This window comes from Microbacterium sp. HJ5, assembly GCF_054824025.1.
In genome coordinates, this window is the sequence record NZ_JSYE01000004.1 from 124062 (window position 1) to 147265 (window position 23204).

The window sequence follows — 23204 nt, forward strand, 5'->3', positions numbered from 1 at the left end:
GGAACCCTCATGGCACGCGTGCTCATCTTCGGCGGCCACGGCAAGGTCGCGCTGCGGCTCGAGCCGCTCCTGGTGGAGCGGGGCCACACGGTCACCGCGGTCGTCCGCAACGCCGACCACGAGGCGGACGTCGTCGCGACCGGAGCGACCCCGCTCGTCGCCGACGTCGAGACCTTCGACCTCGATCAGCTCACGAACCTCGTCGCGGGCAACGACGTCGTCGTGTGGTCGGCGGGCGCGGGCGGCGGGAACCCGGACCGCACCTACGCCGTCGACCGCGATGCGGCGATCCGCTCGATGGACGCCGCGGTGGCGGCGGGCGTGCGCCGCTACGTGATGATCTCGTGGATCGGCTCGCGCAAGGACCACGGCGTCGCTCCCGACAACCCCTTCTTCGCCTACGCCGACGCGAAGTGGGCCGCCGATGAGCACCTCAGCTCCTCGCCGCTCGACTGGACCATCCTCGCCCCCGGTACGCTCACCCTCGACGGACCGACGGGTCGCATCGCGATCGACCCGGACGGGCGCGGAGAGGTGACGAGAGCGGATGTCGCGGCCGTCGCCGCCGCGGTCGTGGACGATCCGGCGACGGCGGGGCGCAGCATCCGCTTCGGAAACGGCGATCGGCCGATCGCCGACGCACTGCAGGGCTGATCCGGGTCGGTCGCCGCGCGTCGCCGTTCAGTCCTCGCTGGAGTGCAGGCCCCGATGCGCGGAGAGCAGGGTGAACTCGGGGTGATCGGCGACAAGACGCTCGGCGTGATCGAGCACATCGCGCACGTGCGACGACCCCGAGGCGACGACCGAGACGCCGATCACAGCGCGGCGGTGCAGGTCGTGCTCGCCGACCTCGGCCACAGCGGCCTCGGTGCGCCGACTCAGCTCGGCCACGAGAGGCCGCAGGATGCCGCGCTTCTCCTTGAGGGAGCGAACATCGCCGAGGAGCAGGTCGAACTCGATCCAGCCGATCCACATGCCTCCATCGTGCCAGGCGCGGGTGCGGAACGGCCGACGCGGATGTCGCAGGTATGTTCTAAAGTCTCGGGTGTGGACATCGCGGCCGCAGACGACGAGTGGGGCTACGCGCCCGACGACGTGTCGCTCGTCACCGAGGTGGTCGACATGATGGCGGTGCTCGCCGCGCAGCGGTACCTGCGCATCGAGTCGCTGCGCCGCAACGCGCTCGCCGATGCGGAGCGCTATGGCGGGGGCGTCGCGGCGGTCGTCGAACGCTCGGTGCGGCTCGAGCTCGCGGCGGCACTGAGGGTCACGGAGCACGCCGCTGCCACGCTGCTCGGCCGGGCCGAGGCGCTGGTGCACCGGTATCCGGCCGTGCTCGACTCGCTCGGCGGCGCGCGGTTGAGCGAGCGCCACGCCGAGATGGTGATCGACGCGCTCGACGTCGTCGAGCCCGACGTGCGTGCCCGGCTGATCCCGCGCGCGGTGACGCTGGCGGAGGAGCTGCCCGTCGGCGCGTTCCGCCGTGCGCTGCGCAGGCTGGTCGAGTCGGAGCGGGTGGCGACGCTCGCGGAGCGCCATGAAGCGGCTCTGCGGCAGCGTCGGGTCGCCGTCGAGCCGGCCGACGACGGCATGGCGTGGCTGCACGCGCTGCTTCCGGCGGTCGAGGCGAGAGCGATCGAGGGTCGACTCACCGAGATCGCGACGGTGCTCGGTTCACACGAAGACGAGACCCGCTCGCTCGATCAGCTCCGCGCCGACGTCCTCGGCGATCTCCTCGTCGACGGCGACACGCAGGCCCTCGCGCCCGAGGCGCGGGGCATCCGCGCGACGGTCGCGGTCACCGTTCCGGCGCTCGCGCTTCTCGACCAGTCGGCCGACGAGGCCGGCGGAAGTGCCGACGTCGAGGGTGTCGGCCCCATCCCGCTGTCCAAGGCTCGCGAACTGTGCGGCGGCGCGGACGGATGGATGCGGGTGCTCACCCACCCCGAGACGGGCGTCGTCCTCTCGGTCGGACGCACGCGATATCGACCGCCACCTGATCTCCGGCGCCTCGTGAGGTGGCGCGCCGACAGGTGCATGGCTCCCGGATGCGGCATCCCGGCCTCACGGTGCGAGATCGACCACAGCATCGACTGGCAGTACGGCGGTCCGACTTCGCTCGACAACCTCGCTCCGCTGTGCACGGGGCACCACACCGTCAAGCATCACGGCGGCTGGATGGTCGAGCAGATTCCCGGGTCCGGCGGGGCGCTCCTGTGGACGTCGCCCTCCGGGCGCAAGTATCGCGTCGAGCCGGAGCGGCGGGTGCCTGTCTTCGGGCCGGCCGGCGATGTGGCGCCCGCGCCGTTCTGATCGGGGGGCCGCGGCGGCTCCCGACGACGGGCTCAGCCGACCTTCGTGAAGCGCGGACCGCGGTGGCCGTCGCGGTCGACCTCTTCGGTCCACATCGAGACCGGGCGCACCCACAGCCCGCGCTCTCCGTAGAGCGCACGGTAGACGACGTGCTCCTCCTCGGTCTCGCTGTGCCGCGCGACGCCGAGCACCTCGTACTCGGCCCCCTTGAAGTGACGGTAGGTACCCGGCTCGATCGACATGCCCTCAGCGTAGGTCGCCCGGCGCCATCGCGAACCCCGTCGCCTAGGCTCGAACCATGCTTGCCACCGTCATCCACGCCCCCCGCGACATCCGCGTCGAAGAGGTCGCCGACCCCGTCCTGTCCACCGGCGCCGACGCCATCGTCCGCGTCGTCGCGGCCTGTGTGTGCGGCTCGGACCTGTGGCCCTACCGCGGTGTCACGCCGACCGACGAGCCGCACCGCATCGGCCACGAGTTCGTCGGCGTCGTCGAGGCTGTCGGCGCCGAGGTGCTCACGGTGAAGCCGGGCGACTTCGTCATCGCCCCGTTCTACGTGTGCGACGGCACGTGTGCGAACTGCGCCAACGGCGTCAGCACCTCCTGCCTCACCGGCGGCTGGTGGGGGAGCGATGACCGCTTCGGCGGTTTCGCCGACGGCGGGCAGGGCGAGTACGTGCGCGTGCCGCTCGCCGACGGCACGCTCGCGGTCGTGCCCGGCCCGGTGTCCCACGACGAGATCCCCGGGCTCCTGACGCTGAGCGACGTGATGGGCACGGGGCACCACGCCGCCGTCTCGGCCGGAGTCGGCCCCGGTGACGCGGTCGCCGTCGTCGGCGACGGCGCGGTCGGGCTCTGCGCGATCATCGCGGCCAAGCGACTCGGTGCGACGACGATCATCGCGATGTCGCGGCACCCGCAGCGTCAGGCGCTCGCGCGCGAGTTCGGCGCGACCCACATCGTCGAGGAGCGCGGCGACGACGGCGTGAAGGCCGTCCGCGACCTCACCGGCGGCATCGGCGCCGACCGCGTGCTCGAGTGCGTCGGCACGAAGGAGTCGATGGACCAGGCGCTCCGCTCCACCCGACCCGGCGGCATGGTCGGCTACGTCGGCGTTCCCAACGGCGGCCCGGAGCTTCCCATCCGCCAGATGTTCGGCCGCAATGTCGGTGTGAACGGCGGCGTCGCTCCGGTCCGCGGCTACATCGACGAGCTGCTTCCCGACGTGCGTTCGGGCGCGATCCGGCCCGGTCGGGTGTTCGACCTCGAGCTGCCGCTGTCGGAGGCCGCCGAGGCGTACGCGGCGATGGACGAGCGCCGGGCGACGAAGGTGCTGCTCCGCCCCTGAGCTCGGGACGCATCGACCGCGAACGGCCCTCCACTTAATCGACACCTGTAGAATAGACACAGGCGTCGACGCCACCTGCCGACGCCTCCGGGCGCACAGCCCGGGACTCTACGAAGAGGAGGGTGCTGTCATGGCACGCGTTGCAGGAAAGGTCGCTCTGATCAGCGGAGGAGCCCGGGGGATGGGCGCGTCGCACGCCCGGCTGCTCGTGGCGGAAGGTGCGAAGGTCGTGATCGGCGACCTGCTCGACGCCGAGGGCGAAGCCCTCGCAGCCGAGCTGGGCGACACTGTGCGCTACGTCCACCTCGACGTGACCAGCTACGACGACTGGCAGAACGCCGTCGACCTCGCCGTCAGCGAGTTCGGCGGTCTGGACGTCCTCGTCAACAACGCCGGCATCGCGAACTTCGGCACGATCGAGGAGTACACGCTCGAGCAGTGGGACACGATGATCGCGATCAACCTCACGGGCGTCTTCTACGGCATCAAGGCCGCGGTCGAGCCGCTCAAGAAGAGCGGCAAGGGTTCGATCATCAACATCTCGTCGACCGCCGGCATCCAGGGGTACGAGGCGCTCCCCGGCTACAACGCGGCGAAATTCGGCGTCCGCGGGCTCTCGAAGAACGCCGCCCTCGACCTCGGGCGCTACAACGTCCGCGTCAACTCGGTGCACCCCGGCGTCATCCGCACGCCGATGACCGACCAGCTCGACACTCCGCAGAACCACGTCGCGCTGCACCGGGTGGGTGAGCCGATCGAGCTGTCGAATCTCGTGCTGTTCCTCGCGAGCGACGAGTCGAGCTTCTCGACCGGTGCCGAATTCATCGCCGACGGCGGAGAGACGGCAGGCCTGGCACACTACGAGTCGTGACGGAATGAGCGGATGCCTCGGACGAGGCATCCGCTCTCCACGACGGAGGCGCATGACCGACGATCCCCGCCAGGCCCGCACGAGAGAAGCCCTCGGCGCCGCCCTGTCGCGCCTGCTGGCGTCCGAGCCGCTCGACGCCGTGAGCGTCGCGCGGCTCTGCCGTGAGGCCGGGGTGCACCGCACGACCTTCTACGGGCATGCCGACAGCGTCGACGCCTTCGCGGTCGCCTGGTTCACCCGCGACCTCGACCGGCTGAGCGCCGTCGAGGTCACCGCCGAGTCCCCGCGCGCCGTCGCGGGGGAGTACCTCGCCGCCCTCCGCAGCCTTCTCGACCACGTCGCCACCCAGCGGGCGGCCTTCGTCGCGATGTTCGGGTCGACGTCGCGGGGAGCCTTCCGCGCTGCGCTCGAGGAGAGCCTCCGCGCGCGCGCCCGCCTCGCGATCGCCGTGCTCGACGAGTACGGTGCGCCGGGCGTCCCCCAGGGTGGGAGAGCCCGCGAAGAGGCCGCGGCGTTCATCGCCGGTGCGCTCGTCGGCATCGTCGAGGTCTGGACCCGCGCCGACGATGACGACGCCGTCGCCGCCAGCCGGCGCGTGCTCGCGCTCATGCCGCCCTGGTGGCCGCTGCACGACTGAGCGCCTTCCGGCAGTCGAATCCGCGACGCGCCCGGCGCGCGCGACCAGGTGCCGCCGGCGCTCGTGTAGAACTGGGGAGTTCGCGCTCCGGGGGGATCGCTGTGTCGTCGACCGAAGGGACCCCTCAGCCGTGAAGCTGGTCAAGCGCATCGTCATCGGGCTCGTCATCGCCTTCGCCGTCTTCTACCTCGTCACGAGGCCGCAGGATGCGGCGAACGCCGTGCAGGGTGCGTTCGGCGCGGTCTGGGGCGCAGGTGTGGCCGTCACCGATTTCTTCGTGGCGCTCGCGAACGGATGAGCTTCCTCGATCCGCGGATCGACAAGCACCTCATCGCCGATCAGGGCGAGGTGGTGATCGATGAGGTGCACAAACACTGGGCGGCCGTGGTGGGCGCGAGCCTCGAGCTCTTCGGCGGCGTGATCCTGATGCTGCTCGTCTTCGTCGTGCCCGCAGCGGCGTGGTGGGTGCCGGTCGTCCTCGGGGGCGCCGTGATCCTGCACGCCGCGTGGCGCATCCTCGAGCGCCGCACCGACGTCTTCGTGATCACCAACATGCGGGTCTTCCGCGTGCACGGCATCCTCGCCCAGAGCATCGCGACGATGCCGCTCGCGCGCATCCTCGACATCTCGGTGCACAAGCCGGTCATCGGGCGCATCCTCGGCTACGGGCACTTCGTGTTCGAGTCGGCGGCGCAGGAGCAGGGACTGCGCGAGATCCGCTACGTCGGCGACCCCGACGGTCGCGGCAGCACGATCCAGCGGGTGATCCAGCAGGCGGGCCTGCGCGGCTTCGCCGGCCACCACCAGGGGATGCCGCGTCCGCTCGTGACCCGTGAAGAGCAGCCCGCGCACCCGGCGCCTCCCGCACCCCCGCTCCCGCCGCAGCCCGACGCGGGCTGGGCCTCGACCGCACGCCTGGGCCGGCACGCCTCCGCCTCCGACGAGGAGGCCGAGAGCGGCGGCGTCGGCTGGGACTGGCTGGCCGTCGCCCAGCGCCGCGAGCAGCGGCGGCTGGCGCACCTGCGCGCTGAACCCGAGCCGGAAGGGCCGGCGCCGTTCGACCCCGACCGCACCAGCACGGCCCCGATCGATCTCACCCGCTGACCCCGCGAGCGTGCCGCCGAGCGCACACCGGGGAACATTGGGGACCACCCCCGCGTTCTGATACCCTGGAGTGTCACTCGTGTGGCTGTTCCGCCACGCCTCGGTTCCGGCTTGCGCCGGCAGCCATGTGACATCGCACCACAACAATCCGCTTCGCCTCGGCCCGAGGCATCCGCTCGCCATTGCGCGGGTCGGAGGCCGCGAATCGTGCCGAGGCCCGATACCCCCAACCCAACAAGGACAACCCACTACATGACTACCGCAACGACCGCCCCGGCCACCAAGCAGGTCGCGATCAACGACATCGGATCTGCCGAGGACTTCCTGGCAGCGGTCGAACTGACCCTCAAGTTCTTCAACGACGGCGACCTCATCGAAGGAACCGTCGTGAAGATCGACCGCGACGAGGTCCTCCTCGACGTCGGCTACAAGACCGAGGGTGTCATCCCCTCGCGCGAGCTCTCGATCAAGCACGACGTCGACCCCAACGAGGTCGTCAAGGTCGGCGACGCGGTCGAGGCCCTCGTTCTCCAGAAGGAGGACAAGGAAGGCCGCCTCATCCTGTCGAAGAAGCGCGCCCAGTACGAGCGCGCGTGGGGCGACGTCGAGAAGATCAAGGAGAACGACGGTGTCGTCACCGGCTCCGTGATCGAGGTCGTCAAGGGTGGCCTCATCGTCGACATCGGCCTCCGCGGCTTCCTTCCGGCTTCGCTGATCGAGCTGCGTCGCGTCCGCGACCTCACGCCGTACCTCGGCCAGGAGATCGAGGCGAAGATCCTCGAGCTCGACAAGAACCGCAACAACGTCGTGCTCTCGCGCCGCGCGCTGCTCGAGCAGACGCAGTCGGAGTCGCGCACCACGTTCCTGAACAACCTGCACAAGGGTCAGGTCCGCAAGGGCGTCGTCTCGTCGATCGTCAACTTCGGTGCGTTCGTCGACCTGGGCGGCGTGGACGGCCTCGTGCACGTCTCCGAGCTCTCGTGGAAGCACATCGAGCACGCGTCCGAGGTCGTCGAGGTCGGCCAGGAGGTCACCGTCGAGATCCTCGAGGTCGACCTGGACCGCGAGCGCGTGTCGCTCTCGCTCAAGGCGACCCAGGAGGACCCGTGGCAGGTCTTCGCCCGCACCCACGCCATCGGCCAGGTCGCACCGGGCAAGGTCACCAAGCTCGTTCCCTTCGGTGCGTTCGTGCGCGTCGCCGACGGCATCGAGGGCCTCGTGCACATCTCGGAGCTGTCGGGCAAGCACGTCGAGCTCGCCGAGCAGGTCGTCTCGGTCGGCGAAGAGGTCTTCGTCAAGATCATCGACATCGACCTCGAGCGTCGCCGCATCTCGCTCTCGCTCAAGCAGGCGAACGAGTCCGTCGACCCCAACGGCACCGAGTTCGACCCGGCGCTCTACGGCATGGTCACGGAGTACGACGAGAACGGCGAGTACAAGTACCCCGAGGGCTTCGACCCCGAGACCAACGCCTGGCTCGAGGGCTTCGACGCTCAGCGCGAGAAGTGGGAGCAGGAGTACGCCGCTGCCCAGGGTCGCTGGGAGGCGCACAAGGCCGCCGTCGCGAAGGCGCTCGAGGCCGAGGCGAACGCCCCGGTCGAGACCGGCGCGTCGAGCTTCTCCTCCGACAGCAGCTCGGGCGGGACGCTGGCCGACGACGAGGCTCTCGCGGCTCTCCGCGAGAAGCTGTCGGGCCGCTGATTCCCGACCGGTGATCGAGTAGCGCGCAGCGCGTATCGAGATCCGGTTCGAGAGGGACCGGGACCTTCGGGTTCCGGTCCCTTTCCCATCGGCGGGGTGGTGTCGTCGCCCCTGCGTACACTCGCGGTGTGCCGCGCCGATGTCTTGTGATGAGCGGATGCCGCGGCCCGGTGCCGGGCGATGCTCCGGTGTCCCTGTGCGAATGGCATCTGGCCGCGGCATCCGAGTGGGAGCAGAGCCGACACGGCGTGACCGACGTCCTGCCGTCGCCCTGCGCGCTGTGCGGATCACGCCTCGGGGTGAGCTATCCGTCAGGCTGGCTGTGCGCGGTGTGCGAGTGGCGACATGGCGACGTGGTCGACGGAGAGCTGCCGCCCCCGCGCATCGACGTCGTCTATTACCTGCGGCAGGATGACCGCATCAAGATCGGCACCACGGCTCACCCTCGGCAGCGCCTGTCTGCGATCTGGCACGAGGAGCTCCTGGCGTTCGAGCGCGGCGACCGCTCGCTCGAGCGCCGCCGGCACGAGCAGTTCGCCGCCGACCGGTTCCCCCGCACGGAGTGGTTCCGTGCCTCGCCCGCGCTGCGGCAGCACGTCGCCGGCATCGCGGCGGGGGCCGACGACCCCTGGTCACTGCACGCCCGGTGGGTGAGCGAGGCGGTCGCGCGTCTCGGCTGATACGCCGACGGCGAACCCGGCGGGGTGCACAGCACGCTCGAAGAAATCCGGCCTAGCGTGAGCAGTCCCCACGCGACACGGAGGACACACCATGGGATTCCTTGATCGACTGTTCGGCAGCGACGACGACCGCCAGGCGCCTCCGGTTCCGCAGGGCGCCGCCGCGCAGGCGTACGGACAGCAGGCGGGCAGGCCCGCCGCGCAGCCGCCGCGCAGCGAGGACGAGATCGCGGTGGAGCGCTACCGCTACCTGCTCCGCACGGCGCCGCCAGAGACCATCGAGCAGGTTCACGCCGAGGCCTTCGCGAAGCTCACGGAGCCGCAGCGCCGGCAGGTCCTCGCCGAGCTCTCGGCCGGACTGCCCGACGCCGAGCGGCCCGCCTCTGCCGACCCGCAGGCGATGGCGCGCGCCGCGACCCGCGCGGAGTACACGAACCCCGGGTTCATGGAGCGCACCCTCGGGCCGCAGCGGCAGGGCGGCGGTCCGTCGTTCGGTTCGATGCTCGGATCGTCGATCCTCGGCACGGTCGTGGGCTACGTCATCGGCTCGGCGCTCGTGAGCTCGTTCCTCGCGCCGAGCATGGCGTACGACCAGGGGTACCAGGACGGGTCGAGCGAGGCCTCGGGCGACGAGGCGTCCGGCGACGACGGCGGCAGCGAGACAGGAGCCGACGCGGGCGGCGGAGCGGGCGACGGCTGGGGCGACTCCGGGTCGGGATGGGGCGGCGACACCGGCGGCGCGGACGCCGCGGGCGACGTAGGCGGGTTCGGCGACTTCGGAGGGGACTTCGGCGGCGACTTCGGGTTCTGATCCGCCTCGCGAGCCCTTTCGCGCCGGAGTGCGGCATCCGTTAGCGTCACCGTATGGACACCGCGACCGGTGACGACGCACTCGGCGCGCCCCGTCCGTCGCGCGCGTCCACCGGCCGCGCCAGGACGGCGTGGCTGCGCGAGGACTTCGCCGACCGCACGAGGGATCGCACCGCGACCCTGAACCAGCTCCTGCTGGCCTCCGTCGTCTTCGTGCTGGGCGTTCTCATCGCTCTCGAACCCGCCGACGTCGACCCCGTGCTCTTCTTCGTCGGGGTCGTGATCGTCGTCGCGATGACCGGGGCGACGCTCATGGTCCCGTGGAACAGCCTCCCGTTCGGATGGGTGGCGGTGGTCCCCGCCGTCGACATCGTGGGCATCACCCTCATGGTGCTCGCCGCGCCCGAGACGGCGATGGGCCTGCTGTGGATCTTCCCGACGACGTGGCTCGCCGCGGGGTTCGGCATGCTCGGGCTCTTCGCCGTGATCGTGGCGATCGCGGTGATCATCGGCGTGCTGACCGTCTTCAGCGAGCGCGAGCTGACCTACACGACACTGCTCCTGCCTCTGGTGCTGTTCGCCGTGGCGGCCACGAGCCATCTCACGGCGCGCCGCTCCGACGCGCAGCGGACGCTCCTGGCGAAGCAGTCCCAGCTGCTGCGACGCGTGCTCGAGCAGACCCGCCGGCAGGAGCAGGTCGTCACCGAGGTGCTCGACGCGGTCGACTTCGGGGTGATCCGCGTCGACGTCGACGGTCGCGTGGCCGTCACGAACGAGGCGCACGGCAGGCTGCAGACCGCCATCCGCACCGACGGGACGGACGACGACGCCCCCGCGTTCCGCGACGACGGCGTGACGCGGCTCCCCGCCGACGAGCTGCCCGTCGAGCGCGCGCTGCGAGGCGAGGCGTTCGACGGCCAGGTGGTGTGGTTCGGAGAGGAGCCCGGGCCGCGGCAGGCCCTCAGCATCAGCGCGCGCCGGCTCATCGACCCCGACGGCGAGGACGCGGGAGCCGTCGTCATCTCGCGCGACGTCACGGCCGAGCTGGAGGCGCTCCGGGCGCGCGACGAGCTGGTGGCATCGGTCTCGCATGAGCTGCGCACACCGCTCACGTCGATCCTCGGCTACCTCGACCTCGCGATCGAGGAGCCCGGGATCCCCGACCACGTCCGTGCCAACCTCGACATCGCCGAGCGCAACGCCGAGCGCCTGCTGCGGATCGTGGCCGACATCCTGGCCGCCTCGAGCTCGTCGTCGTCGGCCGTGGAGGCGTCCCTGTCGCCGCAGCTCCTCGAGGCGCGGGACGTCGTGCGCGCGGCGGGCGAGGCGCTCCTGCCGCGGGCGGCCACACGTGCGGTGAGCATCGACACGACCGGACTGGAGCCCGCTCAGGTGTGGGCGGATCCGGTGCGCCTGCGGCAGGTCGTCGACAACCTGGTGTCGAACGCGATCGCCTACAACAAGGACGGCGGCACGGTCTTCCTGGGCACGACGACGGACGGCGACTCGACGTGGATCCTGGTGCGCGACACCGGCGTCGGCATCAGCGAGGCCGACCGGTCGCGTCTCTTCCAGCGCTTCTACAAAGCCGGCGCCGGGCGGCGCACCGGCACGGGACTGGGCCTCGCCATCACGCGCGACATCGTGCGGGCCCACGGCGGCGAGATCGGCCTGCACAGCTCGCCGGGCATCGGCTCCACCTTCATCGTCAAGCTTCCCGCCACTGCACCGGAAGGGGAATCGGCATGACCCTGCAACTCGCGAGCGTGGTCATCATGACCGCCCTCGTCGTCAACGTCAGCGGCATCCTGTTCATCGTCGAGACCCTCCTCCGCCGCGACGAGGGCGCCGGTCGCGTCTGGGCTGTGGGCTTTCTGGCCGCGATGCTCACGACGCTCGCCTACATGGTGTGGTCGCAGAGCCCGGATGCCTGGTGGGCGGTCGCGGTCGGCAACGCCGCGTTCGTCGCCGGGACCGGGTGCATGTGGCTCGGCTGCCGGCGGTTCAACGGGCGTCGCATGGCCTGGACGTCGTGGCTGGTCGGCGGGGCTGTCGTGCTCGCCGCGATCGCCGTAGCGGTCGAGGGCCCGGAGGGAGGGGACTGGGCGGGCGCGATCTGGATGTTCGTCGCGCTGCTGGTGTTCGCCGGCGCCGGCGCCGTGGAATGCGTGCGCGGTGCTCTCCGGGAGTCGCGCACCGCATGGGTGCTGGCCGCGGTCCTCGGATTCCAGTCGCTGTACTACGTCTCCCGCACGACGGCGTTCATCATCGCCGGGCCCGAGAGCGCGCTCTTCGAGAACGCCTTCGGCACCATCCCGACGAGCTTCCTCACGATCGTGCTCACGATCGTCGCCGTCGTCGTGACGTCGGTGCTGCGGGCGACCCGGGCACCCATGCGCGGGTACATGCGTCTCGCGGGGATCGGCACCGCGCAGGGCGGCATCCTGTCGCGCGACATGTTCGACTTCGCGCTGTCGGGTCTGTGCGAGCGCGCCTCGTGGCGCGGCGAGCTCGTCGCCGTCATCGCGGTCCGCATCGACGATCTCGACCAGATCTCGACTGCGTTCGGCAGCGAGGTGGCCCGCGCTGTGACCGAGACGTGGCGCACGGGCGTGCGGAGGCACGCGCCCTCCAATGCCCTCGTCGGCGAGGACGGCACCTCCGGAATCGTCGTGGGAGCGCTCGTCGACAGCGCCAACGAGGCGCGACGACAGGCGGGCGCGATCTACCGCGGGCTCTTCGACGACCTGGGCAAGGTGGGCGGCGGCGTCATCCCCGTCGTGGGCGTCGGCGTCGGACTGAGCGACGACGCGGGCCCGGATGCCGCATCCCTGCAGCGCGTCGCACGAGAGGCGGCCATGCGCGCGGCGGCGAGCGTCGAATCGTCGGTTCTCGTGGGCGAGGCCGACTAGCGGCATCCGGTCGACGAACCCGACGACAGCCGTCGCCGGTGGAGCGGCCTGCGTCGTCAGGAAGCGGTCAGCCGGTAGCCGACGCCGCGGACGGTCTCGATCCAGCGAGGGTTCGTCGGCGACTCGCCGAGCTTGCGCCGCAGGTTCGCGACGTGGACCTCGATCGCCCGGGCATCGCTGTCGCTGACGAACTCCGAGCCGGTGAACTGCTCGCCGCGCAGCATGAGCGCGAGGTCGGACTTGCCGCGCACGCGCCGGCCCGCGGCCAGCAGGTCGGCGAGGATGTCGAACTCGCTGCGCGTGAGCTCGAGGTCGTCTCCGTCGATCGTGACGATCCGCATGTCGGGATTGAGGCGGAGGCCCTGATGCTCGAGCCAGGTGTCACTCGCGGGATCGGATGCCTCGACGGCGGCGGGCGCAGCGGTGACGTTGTGGCGCGGCCGGCGCAGCATGGCGTCGATCCGCGCGCGCAGCTCGCGAGGGCGGAAGGGCTTGGCGACGTAGTCGTCGGCGCCCGCTTCGAGACCCTGCAGCGCGTCGATCTCCTCGGTGCGGGCGCTCAGCATCACGATGTAGGTCGTGCTCACCGCGCGGATGCGCTTGGCCGTCTCGAATCCGTCCATGCCGGGCATGTTGACGTCGAGCGTCGTCACGAGCGGCTGGTGCTCGACCACGAGGTCGAGTCCGTCCTGCCCGTTGCCCGCGCCGTGCACCTCGAAGCCCGCTTGCGCCAGCACCGCCGACAGGAGCGAGCGGATGTCTTCCTCATCCTCGATCACGACAGCTACGCGCGGTTCTTCCACCGATTCACCCTCCGGCGCCGGTGAGACGGACGCCGTCTCCCGAACGTCGGTCATGATATCCCAGAACACGTTCTGGAACAGGCGCGCCGAGCCGGTCATCGGCCGACGCACCCTTCGTGTCGGAGGGCCGGGGAGCGGTGCGCGCGGCGGGCGCCGGAGAGGGCGCGGCGGGAATCGTGACGATTCCCGCCGCGCACCCCGCCGGAACGCGAGGCCGCGCAAGCCGCGACGAGAACCCCCTCGCATCGCGATCCACGCGCCCTCGCGGTGCGGGGAAGGGTGGCGATCGCCCCCACGATCGCCACCCCACCGCACCGAAGGCGGCTCACGTCCCGGCTCGTCGCCGAGCCGGCCAGGAGGGTGGATGGGCATGTGGCCGACGTCGCTTCGCCACGTCGGTCGCCCACGTCCCATCCTCCCCAGAAACCCTGTGAAGTCCGCCTTCTTTCGGGTTGTCACGAACGTACCGGGAGGCCCTCAGGCATGGCTCAGTTCGACCTCAGGAGCGCCCAAGGTTCACTGCGGGCTCCTGCGCAGCACTCTGCGCGTCCGCGTGGCATCCTCGATGCATGCCCCTGATTGCCCTCACCGGCGGAATCGCCTCCGGCAAATCCACCATCGCCGCTCGGCTGGCCGAGCACGGGGCCGTGATCGTGGACGCCGATCAGATCGTGCGCGACGTGCAGCGTGCGGGCTCACCCGTGCTCGACGCCCTCGCCGAGGAGTTCGGCCCGGGCGTCATCCTTCCGGACGGCGCGCTGGACCGTGCGGCGCTCGGAGCCCTCGCGTTCGGCGACCCGGCCGCGGTGGCGCGGCTGAACGCGATCGTCCATCCGGCCGTGCGCGCCGAGTCCGCCCGCCGGTTCGCCGAGGCCTTCGCCGCAGACCCGGGCGCCGTGGTGGTGTACGACGTGCCGCTGCTCGTCGAGGCGCGCGTGGACGACCCGTGGGAGCTCGTCGTCGTCGCCCACGCGCCGGCCGCGGTGCGGGAGCGGCGCCTCGTCGAGCTGCGCGGAATGAGCGAAGCGGATGCCGGTGCCCGCCTCGCCTCGCAGGTCACCGACGACGCGCGCCTGGCCATCGCCGACGCGGTGATCGACACGACCGGCACGATGGACGAGACCCTCCGCCAGGTCGACGAGCTGTGGTCGACACTGCCCGAGCGCCTCGCCGCCCGGTCGGGTCCTGGTCGCGATCCCGGCGCAGGGGTAGCCTGAGCGCCGAAGCGGAGGTTCACCCATGGGCATGTTCGCGAGATTCCGGCGTCGGCGTCGCTTCGAGGCGCTGAGCGACGAGGAGCGCCTCGGCCGGTACGTCTACCTCCTCAACACGCTGCCGGCATCCGTCATCGAGAGCGCGCATGCGACCGCCTTCAAGGACGTCCCCGCCGAGCGGCGCCGCGAGATGTTCGAGCAGCTGCGGCCGTTCCTCGCCGAGAGCGAGCGGGACGCGGCATCCGACGACCCGACCGTGCTGGCGAAGCTCGTGCGTCGCGCCGAGGAGCGGAGGGCGCAGCGGGCTGCGGCCGGCGGTGCGGGCACCGCGGACTCCGGCGCGACGGCCACCGGCACGCTGCCTCGCGATCCGGGCGACCCGCGGGACGCCGTCGATTCGCGCGACCTGCTCACCGGCTCGGGGATGGCAGTGCTCGTCTCGCAGAACTTCCTCCTCTCCGCGGCGGTGGTGACCTACTTCTCATACGGCGGCGGCTCGGTCGGAATCGCGTCCGAGCCCGCGTGGGTGGGAGAAACCTACGACCCCGGCTCTTCGGGCGGCGGGTTCGACGCAGGCGGAGCCGGCGGATTCGACGGCGGCGGCTTCGGGGGCGGGTTCGACGGGGGCGGGTTCGGCGGCGATGCCGGAGGCGGCTTCGGGGGCTGAGTCCCGCCGGCACGCGACGGCTGACGGCGTCTCGCGGATCCGCCCGGCGCGAACGACGGCCCGCGTGTCGGAGGCCGCGCCTACGCTGGACAGGTGCAAGCCACCCGATCCGTGCGCCCCTTCGAGGTCATCAGCGAATACGAGCCCTCGGGCGATCAGCCGCAGGCGATCGCCGACCTGGCCGCCCGCATCAACGCCGGTGAGACCGACGTCGTGCTCCTCGGCGCGACGGGCACCGGCAAGTCGGCGACAACCGCATGGCTCGTCGAGGCCGTGCAACGGCCCACCCTCGTGCTCGCCCACAACAAGACGCTCGCGGCGCAGCTCGCCAACGAGTTCCGCGAGCTCATGCCCAACAACGCCGTCGAGTACTTCGTCAGCTACTACGACTACTACCAGCCCGAGGCGTACGTCCCGCAGACCGACACCTTCATCGAGAAGGACTCGTCGATCAACGCCGAGGTCGAGCGGCTGCGGCACTCCACGACCAACTCGCTCCTGAGCCGCCGCGACGTCGTGGTGGTGAGCACCGTCTCCTGCATCTACGGCCTCGGCTCTCCCGAGGAGTACATGCGCGCGATGGTCGCCCTTCAGGTGGGGGAGCGCTACGACCGCGACGCCCTCATCCGCAAGTTCATCGCGATGCAGTACAACCGCAACGACGTCGACTTCTCACGCGGCAACTTCCGCGTCCGCGGCGACACGATCGAGATCATCCCGGTGTACGAGGAGTACGCCGTGCGCATCGAGCTCTTCGGCGACGAGATCGAGGCCATCTACATGCTGCATCCGCTCACCGGCGACGTCGTGCAACGCATGGAGGCCGTGCCGATCTTCCCGGCCACCCACTACGCCGCGGGCACCGAGACGGTGCAGCGGGCGATCGGCACGATCGAGCACGAGCTCGAGGAGCGGCTCAAGGAGCTCGAGTCGCAGAACAAGCTGCTCGAGGCGCAGCGACTCCGCATGCGCACGACGTTCGACCTCGAGATGCTGCAGCAGCTCGGCTTCTGCTCGGGCATCGAGAACTACTCCCGCCATCTCGACGGCCGCCTGCCGGGCGAGCCGCCGCACACGCTTCTCGATTTCTTCCCCGACGACTTCCTCATGGTCATCGACGAGTCGCACGTCACGGTGCCGCAGATCGGCGCGATGTACGAGGGCGACGCTTCGCGCAAGCGCACGCTCGTCGAGCACGGGTTCCGGCTGCCCAGCGCGCTCGACAACCGGCCGCTCCGCTTCGACGAGTTCAAGGAGCGCATCGGGCAGACCGTCTACCTTTCGGCGACGCCAGGTCGCTACGAGATGGGCATCGCCGACGGCGTCGTCGAGCAGATCATCCGCCCGACGGGCCTCGTCGATCCGCAGATCATCGTCAAGCCGTCGAAGGGGCAGATCGACGATCTGCTCGAAGAGATCCGCGTGCGCGCCTCGCGCGACGAGCGCGTGCTCGTGACGACGCTGACGAAGAAGATGGCCGAGGAGCTGACCGACTTCCTCGGCGAGCACGGCGTGCGGGTGCGGTACCTCCACTCCGACGTCGACACGCTGCGGCGCGTCGAGCTGCTGAGCGAGCTGCGCGCCGGGGTCTACGACGTGCTCGTCGGCATCAACCTGCTGCGCGAAGGGCTCGACCTTCCCGAGGTGTCGCTGGTGTCCATCCTCGACGCCGACAAGGAGGGGTTCCTCCGCAGCGGCACGTCCCTCATCCAGACGATCGGCCGCGCGGCGCGCAACGTGTCGGGCGAGGTGCACATGTACGCCGACACGGTGACCGACTCGATGGCGAAGGCGATCGAAGAGACCGACCGGCGCCGCGACAAGCAGATCGCCTACAACACGGCCAACGGCATCGAGCCGCAGGCGCTGCGCAAACGGATCGCCGACATCACCGACGCCCTGGCCCGCGAGGCGTCCGACACCGACGCGCTGCTGTCGCGCAAGACGTCGGCGAAGCTCAAGTCGGGCAAGGGCAAGGCGCCGACACCCCAGCTGCGTCGCGAAGGGATCGCCGCAGAGGGTGCCGATCAGCTCGAGGCGACCATCGCCGATCTGAGCAGCCAGATGCTGGCGGCGGCCGGCGAGCTGAAGTTCGAGCTCGCAGCGCGGCTGCGCGACGAGGTGCAGGACCTCAAGAAGGAGCTGCGGGCGATGGAGCGGGCCGGGCACGCCTAGGGTGCGCTGCGGCCCCCGGCTCCGGGGCAGTGCGTCAGGGGCAGTGCGTCAGGGGCAGTGCATGAGAGGCTTCGGGCCGCTCCGGTCGAAGCTGTGCTGGGCGATCGGCGCGCCGCACAGCGGGCACGCCCGCTCGGCGCGCTCCGCCGCCGACGGCGGGGGAGTCGTCTCGTACGGACCGACGGCCGCCGGGCCGGCGGCGCGGATGAGATTCGCGTTGGCCCACTGGTACCAACCGCCCGCTTCGCGCACGCGCTCTCGCAGAGGACGGCGCGGGGACGGGGCATCCGATTCGTTCATATGATTAGTGTACTAATGATTAGTGGGAATAGGATCACCCCATGACCGCCGCCGACGTCACCCCCGACGACCTGCTCAAACTGGACAACCAGGTGTGCTTCGCGCTCGTCACCGCCGCGCGCAACGTGGTGGCGATCTACCGCCCCATCCTCGACCCGCTCGGCCTGACGCACCCGCAGTACCTCGTGATGCTGGCGCTGTGGGAGCGGTCGCCCCGGTCCCTGCGCGACCTGGCCCACGAGCTGGCGCTCGAGCCGGCCACCCTCTCGCCGCTCATCAAGCGCCTCGAGGCGCAGGGGCTCGTCACGAAAGGACGCCGTGAGACCGACGAGCGCGTCCTCGACGTGCGGCTGACCGACACCGGTGTCGCCCTGCGCGAGGAGGCGCTGAACGTGCCCAGGCGCGTCATGGAGAGCGTCGGGACGGACCCCGCGTCCCTGCTGGCCCTCCGCGACGCCCTGACGCCCTTCGCCGGTGCCCGTGAGACGCACATCACAGCTGGGTGAACTTCCTCTCATTCCTCTGGTGGAGGAGCCATTCCGAACCTAGGCTCGGAACGGCGTCCCGACCGCGGTGAACCTGCGTGCCGCGATGTCGGTACAGCACATCCCACCCTGCACAGAGGAAGCCATCCATGCGCAACAGGTCACACCCCGACCAGACCATCCCTCGGCACCGCCGGCTCGTCGCCGCGGCAGCCGCAGCGACGTCTCTCGCCCTCGCTCTCGGCGGCGTCGCATCGGCCTCGGCGGCTCCGGCCGACGAGCCGGGATCCAAGGGCAACGCCCACGGCCGCACGGTCGACATCAATCTCGTCACCGTGAACGACTTCCACGGGCGCATCGAGCAGTCCGGCACCGCCGCCGGCATCGCCCGTCTGTCCACCGCCGTGAAGCAGCTGCGCGCCGAGAATCCCAATACGCTCTTCGCGGCCGCCGGCGACATGGTCGGCGCATCGACGTTCACGTCGTTCATCCAGGAGGACGTCCCGACGATCGAGGCCCTCAACGCCGCCGGACTGGACGTGAGCTCGGTGGGCAACCACGAGTTCGACAAGGGATTCGCGGACCTGACCGACCGGATCATGCCCCTCGCCGACTGGGAGTACCTCGGCGCGAACGTCTACGACAAGGAGACGGGCGACCCCGCGCTGCCCGAGTACTGGATCGCGAAGATGGACGGGGTGCGCATCGGCTTCGTCGGCGCCGTCACGGACGAACTGCCTTCGCTCGTGGCACCGACCGGCATCGAGGACATCACCGTCGGAAGCCCGGTCGACGCGGCGAACCGCGTGGCCGACCAGCTCAGCGACGGGCGGTCCAGCAACGGCGAGGCCGACATCGTCATCATGCTCGTCCACGAAGGGGCGGCGGGCACGTCGATCGAGTCCGCGACCGACCCCGCCTCCCGCTTCGGTCACATCGTGCTGAACGCGAACGACAACATCGACGCGATCGTCTCGGGCCACACGCACCTGCCGTACAACCACGTGATCGACGGCCGTCCCGTCATCTCGAGCGGCCAGTACGGCGAGCGGTTCTCCAACATGGAGATCACCTACGACCGCAGGTCGAAGACGATCACCTCGATGGAGAACACGCTGTACACCATGGCGACCGCGGTGAACTCCTCCGGTGTCGTGACCGCGTGGCTGACCGAGCCCGACCCCGAGATCGTCCCGATCGTCACCGAGGCGACGGAGGTCGCGAACGAGCTCGGGAGCGTCGTCATCGGTCAGGCATCCGGTGCCCTGAACCGGGCGCAGCGGCCCGGCGTCGTCAACGGCGTGCCCGCGCTCGTGGAGAACCGCGGCGGGGAGTCCACGCTCGGCAACTTCGTGGCCGACGTGCAGCTCTGGGCGCTCAACGAGGACGGCACCCGCAGTGTCGACATCACCTTCATGAACCCGGGCGGTCTGCGCGCCGACATCAACGCCGGCGAGACGACTTACCGCGAGGCCGCCGACGTGCAGTCGTTCGCGAACACCCTGGTCACGCTCGACATGACGGGGGCGGAGATCAAGGCGGTCCTCGAGGAGCAGTGGCAGCCCGCGGGCGCGAGCCGTCCGTTCCTCAAGCTCGGCGTGAACGAGGCGTTCTCGTACACCTACGACCCGACCGCGGCGCAGGGCTCGCGCATCGTGGACATCTTCCTCGACGGCGCGCCGCTGGACCTCGGTGCGACCTACTCGGTCGGCGCGAACTCGTTCCTCGCCTCGGGAGGCGACAACTTCGTCAGCTTCCGGCTCGGCGAGAACAAGGCCGACAGCGGCAAGATCGACCTCGAGGCGATGGTCGACTACTTCACCGTGTTCGGCAGCGCTGCCCCCGACTACTCCCAGCGCGCGGTCGGCGTCGACGTCGTGAGCGTGGCCGGCGGCCAGGCGACGGTCAAGCTCTCGTCGCTCGACTTCAGCACGACCGAGCCCAAGGCGGGAACGGTCACCGTGTCGTTCGACGGCGCCACGCTCGCGACGGCCACGGTCGACCCGTCGTTCCCCGACCCGGCGACCTACGATGAGATCGGCCGCGCGACGGTGACGTTCACCCTCCCGGCAGGAGCGACGGCGGACTCCGAGTTCGTCATCACGACCCCGACCGGAACCGAGAGCACGTTCACGCTGGGCGCACTCTGACGCCCGAGAAGCCATGAGCGGATGCCGCGGGGCCACGTCGCCCCGCGGCATCCGTCGTCTTCATCTGGCAGGAAGCAGGGAACAGAGGCCCTCCGGCGCCGATGTCGGAGGCCCCGCCTAAACTTGTCTGGTGCCCATCGTCCCTGTCGCCGTGCCCGGAAACACCAGCGGAAAGCTCAGTGTCCGCGGTGCCCGCGTCCACAATCTCAAGAACGTCGACCTCGACATCCCGCGCGACTCCCTCGTCGTGTTCACGGGTCTCTCGGGCTCCGGCAAGTCCAGCCTCGCGTTCGACACGATCTTCGCCGAGGGCCAGCGCCGCTACGTCGAGTCGCTGAGCGCCTACGCCCGCCAGTTCCTCGGCCAGGTCGACCGTCCCGACGTCGACTTCATCGAAGGACTGAGCCCGGCGGTCTCGATCGACCAGAAGTCCACCAACCGCAACCCGCGGTCGACGGTCGGCACGATCACCGAGATCCACGACTACATGCGCCTGCTGTGGGCGCGCATCGGCGTCCCGCACTGCCCCGAGTGCGGTGAGACCATCCAGCGGCAGACCGTGCAGCAGATCGCCGATCAGCTCATGGAGCTCCCCGAGCGCACGCGGTACCAGATCGTCGCGCCCGTTGTGACGCAGAAGAAGGGGGAGTTCGTCGACCTCTTCAAGGAGCTCTCGGCCAAGGGCTACGCGCGCGCCGTCGTCGACGGCGAGCTGATCCAGCTCTCCGAGCCGCCGACGCTGAAGAAGAGCTACAAGCACGACATCGCCGTGGTCGTCGACCGCCTCGTGGCGAGCGATGACATCCTCGGCCGCGTCACCGACTCGGTCGAGACCGCGCTCGGCCTCGCCGGTGGCGTCATGCAGGTCAACTTCGTCGACGCCGAGGGCGACGAGGCGTGGCAGTCCTTCTCCGAGAAGCTCGCGTGCCCGAACGGGCATCCGCTCCAGCTCACCGAGATCGAGCCGCGCACCTTCTCGTTCAATGCGCCCTTCGGCGCGTGCCCGGCGTGCTCGGGCCTGGGCACCCGCATGTCGGTCGACGTCGACCTCATGGTGGGCGACGACGAGCTTTCGATCCGCGAGGGCGTGCTGATCCCCTGGACCACGCAGGGCAAGGGGCTCTTCCAGTACTACGAGCGGCTGCTCGAAGGACTCGCCAACGACCTCGACTTCTCGCTCGACACCCCGTGGCGCATGCTGCGCTCCGAGGTCCGCGAAGCGGTGCTGCGCGGCGAGAACTACAAGGTCACCGTCAAGTGGAAGAACCGCTACGGCCGCGAGATGCGCTACTCGTCGGGCTTCGAGGGCGTCGTGCCCTACATCGAGCGGCAGTACCTGCAGGCCGAGACCGACACGCAGCGGCAGCGCTGGGCGGAGTTCCTCCGAGAGGTGCCCTGCCCGGTGTGCGACGGCGCGCGGCTCAAGCCCGAGGTGCTCGCGGTGCTCGTGCACGGGCACTCGATCGCGGACGCCTCCCGCCTGAGCCTCGCCGACGCGCAGAAGTACTTCGCGGCGCTCGAGCTCACCGACCGCGAGGCGAAGATCGCCGCCCAGGTGCTGCGCGAGATCCGCCTGCGGCTCGACTTCCTGATCCAGGTCGGCCTCACCTACCTCAATCTGAGCCGCTCCGCGGGGTCGCTGTCGGGCGGCGAGGCGCAGCGCATCCGGCTCGCGACGCAGATCGGCTCGGGCCTCACCGGCGTGCTCTACGTGCTGGACGAGCCGTCGATCGGCCTCCACCAGCGCGACAACCGCCGCCTCATCGAGACCCTCATCACGCTGCGCGACCTGGGCAACACGCTCATCGTCGTCGAGCACGACGAGGAGACGATCCACGCGGCCGACTGGATCGTCGACATCGGGCCGCGCGCAGGCATCGACGGCGGCGCGGTCGTGCACTCCGGACCCCTCGAGCAGCTGCTGAAAGAGGGCGACTCGATCACCGGCGACTACCTCGCCGGCCGCCGCGAGATCCCGACTCCGAAGAAGCGTCGCAAGATCGACAAGAGCCGCAAGGTGACCGTCGTCGGCGCGCGCGAGAACAACCTCCAGAGCGTGACCGTCGACTTCCCGCTCGGCGTGCTCACCGCGGTCACCGGCGTGAGCGGCTCGGGCAAGTCGTCGCTCGTCAACGACATCCTCTACGAGGTGCTCGCGACGCGTCTCAACGGCGCCCGCCGGGTGGCCGGCAAGCACACGCGCGTCACCGGCACCGAGGAGCTCGACAAGGTCGTCCACGTCGACCAGGGGCCGATCGGTCGCACGCCGCGCTCGAACCCGGCCACGTACACGGGCGTCTTCGATCGCATCCGCACGCTCTTCAGCGAGACGACCGAGGCGAAGGTGCGCGGCTATCAGCCCGGCCGCTTCAGCTTCAACGTCAAGGGCGGCCGGTGCGAGGCGTGCTCGGGCGACGGCACGATCAAGATCGAGATGAACTTCCTCCCCGACGTGTACGTCGACTGCGAGGTCTGCCACGGCAAGCGGTACAACCGCGACACCCTGGCGGTCCACTACAAGGGCAAGAACATCGCCGAGGTCCTCGAGATGCCGATCTCCGAGGCTGCCGAGTTCTTCGAGCCGATCCAGGCGATCCACCGCTACCTGCGCACGCTCGTCGACGTCGGGCTCGGCTACGTGCGCCTGGGGCAGTCGGCCACGACGCTGTCGGGTGGCGAGGCCCAGCGCGTGAAGCTCGCCACCGAGCTGCAGCGACGGTCCAACGGCCGGTCGATCTACGTGCTCGACGAGCCGACCACCGGCCTGCACTTCGAAGACGTCCGCCGTCTGCTCGAGGTGCTCGGCGGACTGGTCGACAAGGGCAACACCGTCATCGTGATCGAGCACAACCTCGACGTCATCAAGAGCGCCGACTGGATCATCGACCTCGGCCCCGAGGGCGGTTCCGGCGGCGGCCAGGTCATCGCCACGGGCACACCCGAGCAGGTGTCCCGGGTGGAGGGCAGTCACACCGGTGCGTTCCTCGCCGAGCTGCTGGGCGGATCGCAGGCGGTCCGCAAGGCCGGCTGACGC

22 protein-coding genes are annotated in these 23204 nt (G+C 70.4%); 18 read left to right on the forward strand and 4 right to left on the reverse strand.

The annotated features are described in order from the left end of the window. Nucleotides 1–9: 9 nt before the first annotated feature. Entirely contained in the window at nucleotides 10–654 is a 645-nt protein-coding gene (locus OB08_RS01785) for an SDR family oxidoreductase (RefSeq protein ID WP_461471496.1), read from the forward strand. Nucleotides 655–681: 27 nt separating this feature from the next. Here OB08_RS01785 and OB08_RS01790 read toward each other — a convergent pair whose 3' ends face one another. Further along, the gene (locus tag OB08_RS01790) at nucleotides 682–975 is read right to left on the reverse strand and encodes a DUF503 domain-containing protein (RefSeq protein WP_461471498.1); all 294 of its coding nucleotides are present in this window, start codon (nucleotides 973–975) and stop codon (nucleotides 682–684) included. 72 nt (nucleotides 976–1047) lie between these two features. Here OB08_RS01790 and OB08_RS01795 point away from each other — a divergent pair, with 72 nt between their 5' ends. After that, complete coding sequence (locus tag OB08_RS01795; protein WP_461471500.1) at nucleotides 1048–2313, forward strand: HNH endonuclease signature motif containing protein; 1266 nt, start codon at nucleotides 1048–1050, stop codon at nucleotides 2311–2313. A 32-nt stretch (nucleotides 2314–2345) separates the two neighbouring features. On the opposite strand, the gene OB08_RS01800 is transcribed toward OB08_RS01795, so the two are convergent. After that, nucleotides 2346–2555: a DUF1653 domain-containing protein gene (locus tag OB08_RS01800; RefSeq protein WP_461471502.1), complete on the reverse strand. Its 210-nt coding sequence runs from the start codon at nucleotides 2553–2555 to the stop codon at nucleotides 2346–2348. Between the two features lie 56 nt (nucleotides 2556–2611). On the opposite strand from OB08_RS01800, the gene OB08_RS01805 reads away from it, so the two are divergent. From OB08_RS01805 to OB08_RS01850, 10 genes are all read left to right on the forward strand, one after another. After that, nucleotides 2612–3661, forward strand: coding sequence for a zinc-dependent alcohol dehydrogenase family protein (locus OB08_RS01805; protein ID WP_461471504.1), 1050 nt, complete (start codon nucleotides 2612–2614; stop codon nucleotides 3659–3661). A 130-nt stretch (nucleotides 3662–3791) separates the two neighbouring features. Beyond that, nucleotides 3792–4532, forward strand: a complete 741-nt coding sequence (locus tag OB08_RS01810; RefSeq protein ID WP_461471505.1) for an SDR family oxidoreductase — start codon at nucleotides 3792–3794, stop codon at nucleotides 4530–4532. 52 nt (nucleotides 4533–4584) lie between these two features. Then, nucleotides 4585–5169 carry a TetR/AcrR family transcriptional regulator gene (locus tag OB08_RS01815; RefSeq protein ID WP_461471507.1) on the forward strand — a complete coding sequence of 195 codons (585 nt, stop codon included), beginning with the start codon at nucleotides 4585–4587 and terminating at the stop codon, nucleotides 5167–5169. 130 nt (nucleotides 5170–5299) lie between these two features. Further along, nucleotides 5300–5467 (forward strand): hypothetical protein, encoded by a 168-nt coding sequence (locus tag OB08_RS01820; RefSeq protein ID WP_191766297.1) that lies wholly within the window; start codon nucleotides 5300–5302, stop codon nucleotides 5465–5467. After that, entirely contained in the window at nucleotides 5464–6273 is an 810-nt protein-coding gene (locus OB08_RS01825) for a PH domain-containing protein (RefSeq protein WP_461471510.1), read from the forward strand. Before OB08_RS01820 ends, OB08_RS01825 begins: the two co-directional genes overlap by 4 nt. A 252-nt stretch (nucleotides 6274–6525) precedes the next feature. Further along, nucleotides 6526–7974 (forward strand): 30S ribosomal protein S1, encoded by a 1449-nt coding sequence (rpsA, locus tag OB08_RS01830; RefSeq protein ID WP_461471512.1) that lies wholly within the window; start codon nucleotides 6526–6528, stop codon nucleotides 7972–7974. A gap of 149 nt (nucleotides 7975–8123) precedes the next feature. After that, a complete protein-coding gene (locus OB08_RS01835) occupies nucleotides 8124–8654 on the forward strand; it encodes a GIY-YIG nuclease family protein (RefSeq protein WP_461471758.1) in 531 nt (176 codons plus the stop codon). Nucleotides 8655–8745: 91 nt separating this feature from the next. Further along, nucleotides 8746–9465, forward strand: coding sequence for a hypothetical protein (locus OB08_RS01840; RefSeq protein ID WP_461471514.1), 720 nt, complete (start codon nucleotides 8746–8748; stop codon nucleotides 9463–9465). Between the two features lie 53 nt (nucleotides 9466–9518). Further along, nucleotides 9519–11213, forward strand: a complete 1695-nt coding sequence (locus tag OB08_RS01845; RefSeq protein ID WP_461471516.1) for a sensor histidine kinase — start codon at nucleotides 9519–9521, stop codon at nucleotides 11211–11213. Continuing rightward, nucleotides 11210–12376 carry a hypothetical protein gene (locus tag OB08_RS01850; RefSeq protein WP_461471518.1) on the forward strand — a complete coding sequence of 389 codons (1167 nt, stop codon included), beginning with the start codon at nucleotides 11210–11212 and terminating at the stop codon, nucleotides 12374–12376. The genes OB08_RS01845 and OB08_RS01850 overlap by 4 nt, the downstream gene beginning before the upstream one ends. A 56-nt stretch (nucleotides 12377–12432) precedes the next feature. On the opposite strand, the gene OB08_RS01855 is transcribed toward OB08_RS01850, so the two are convergent. Continuing rightward, nucleotides 12433–13179 carry a response regulator transcription factor gene (locus OB08_RS01855; protein ID WP_461471520.1) on the reverse strand — a complete coding sequence of 249 codons (747 nt, stop codon included), beginning with the start codon at nucleotides 13177–13179 and terminating at the stop codon, nucleotides 12433–12435. 569 nt (nucleotides 13180–13748) lie between these two features. Here OB08_RS01855 and coaE point away from each other — a divergent pair. From coaE to uvrB, 3 genes are all read left to right on the forward strand, one after another. Further along, nucleotides 13749–14396, forward strand: a complete 648-nt coding sequence (gene coaE / locus OB08_RS01860; RefSeq protein WP_461471522.1) for a dephospho-CoA kinase — start codon at nucleotides 13749–13751, stop codon at nucleotides 14394–14396. Nucleotides 14397–14418: 22 nt separating this feature from the next. Further along, nucleotides 14419–15060, forward strand: coding sequence for a hypothetical protein (locus OB08_RS01865; RefSeq protein ID WP_461471524.1), 642 nt, complete (start codon nucleotides 14419–14421; stop codon nucleotides 15058–15060). A 93-nt stretch (nucleotides 15061–15153) separates the two neighbouring features. Next, on the forward strand, nucleotides 15154–17235 hold the full coding sequence (uvrB, locus tag OB08_RS01870) for an excinuclease ABC subunit UvrB (protein ID WP_461471526.1): 2082 nt from the start codon (nucleotides 15154–15156) through the stop codon (nucleotides 17233–17235). 48 nt (nucleotides 17236–17283) lie between these two features. Here uvrB and OB08_RS01875 read toward each other — a convergent pair whose 3' ends face one another. Beyond that, complete coding sequence (locus tag OB08_RS01875) at nucleotides 17284–17535, reverse strand: hypothetical protein (RefSeq protein WP_461471528.1); 252 nt, start codon at nucleotides 17533–17535, stop codon at nucleotides 17284–17286. Nucleotides 17536–17576: 41 nt separating this feature from the next. On the opposite strand from OB08_RS01875, the gene OB08_RS01880 reads away from it, so the two are divergent. The 3 genes from OB08_RS01880 (at nucleotide 17577) to uvrA (ending at nucleotide 23201) form a co-directional block, all read left to right on the forward strand. Next, the gene (locus tag OB08_RS01880; protein WP_461471530.1) at nucleotides 17577–18041 is read left to right on the forward strand and encodes a MarR family winged helix-turn-helix transcriptional regulator; all 465 of its coding nucleotides are present in this window, start codon (nucleotides 17577–17579) and stop codon (nucleotides 18039–18041) included. Between the two features lie 128 nt (nucleotides 18042–18169). Then, on the forward strand, nucleotides 18170–20170 hold the full coding sequence (locus OB08_RS01885; RefSeq protein ID WP_461471532.1) for a bifunctional metallophosphatase/5'-nucleotidase: 2001 nt from the start codon (nucleotides 18170–18172) through the stop codon (nucleotides 20168–20170). Between the two features lie 130 nt (nucleotides 20171–20300). Further along, nucleotides 20301–23201 carry an excinuclease ABC subunit UvrA gene (uvrA, locus tag OB08_RS01890; protein ID WP_461471534.1) on the forward strand — a complete coding sequence of 967 codons (2901 nt, stop codon included), beginning with the start codon at nucleotides 20301–20303 and terminating at the stop codon, nucleotides 23199–23201. Nucleotides 23202–23204: the final 3 nt, after the last annotated feature.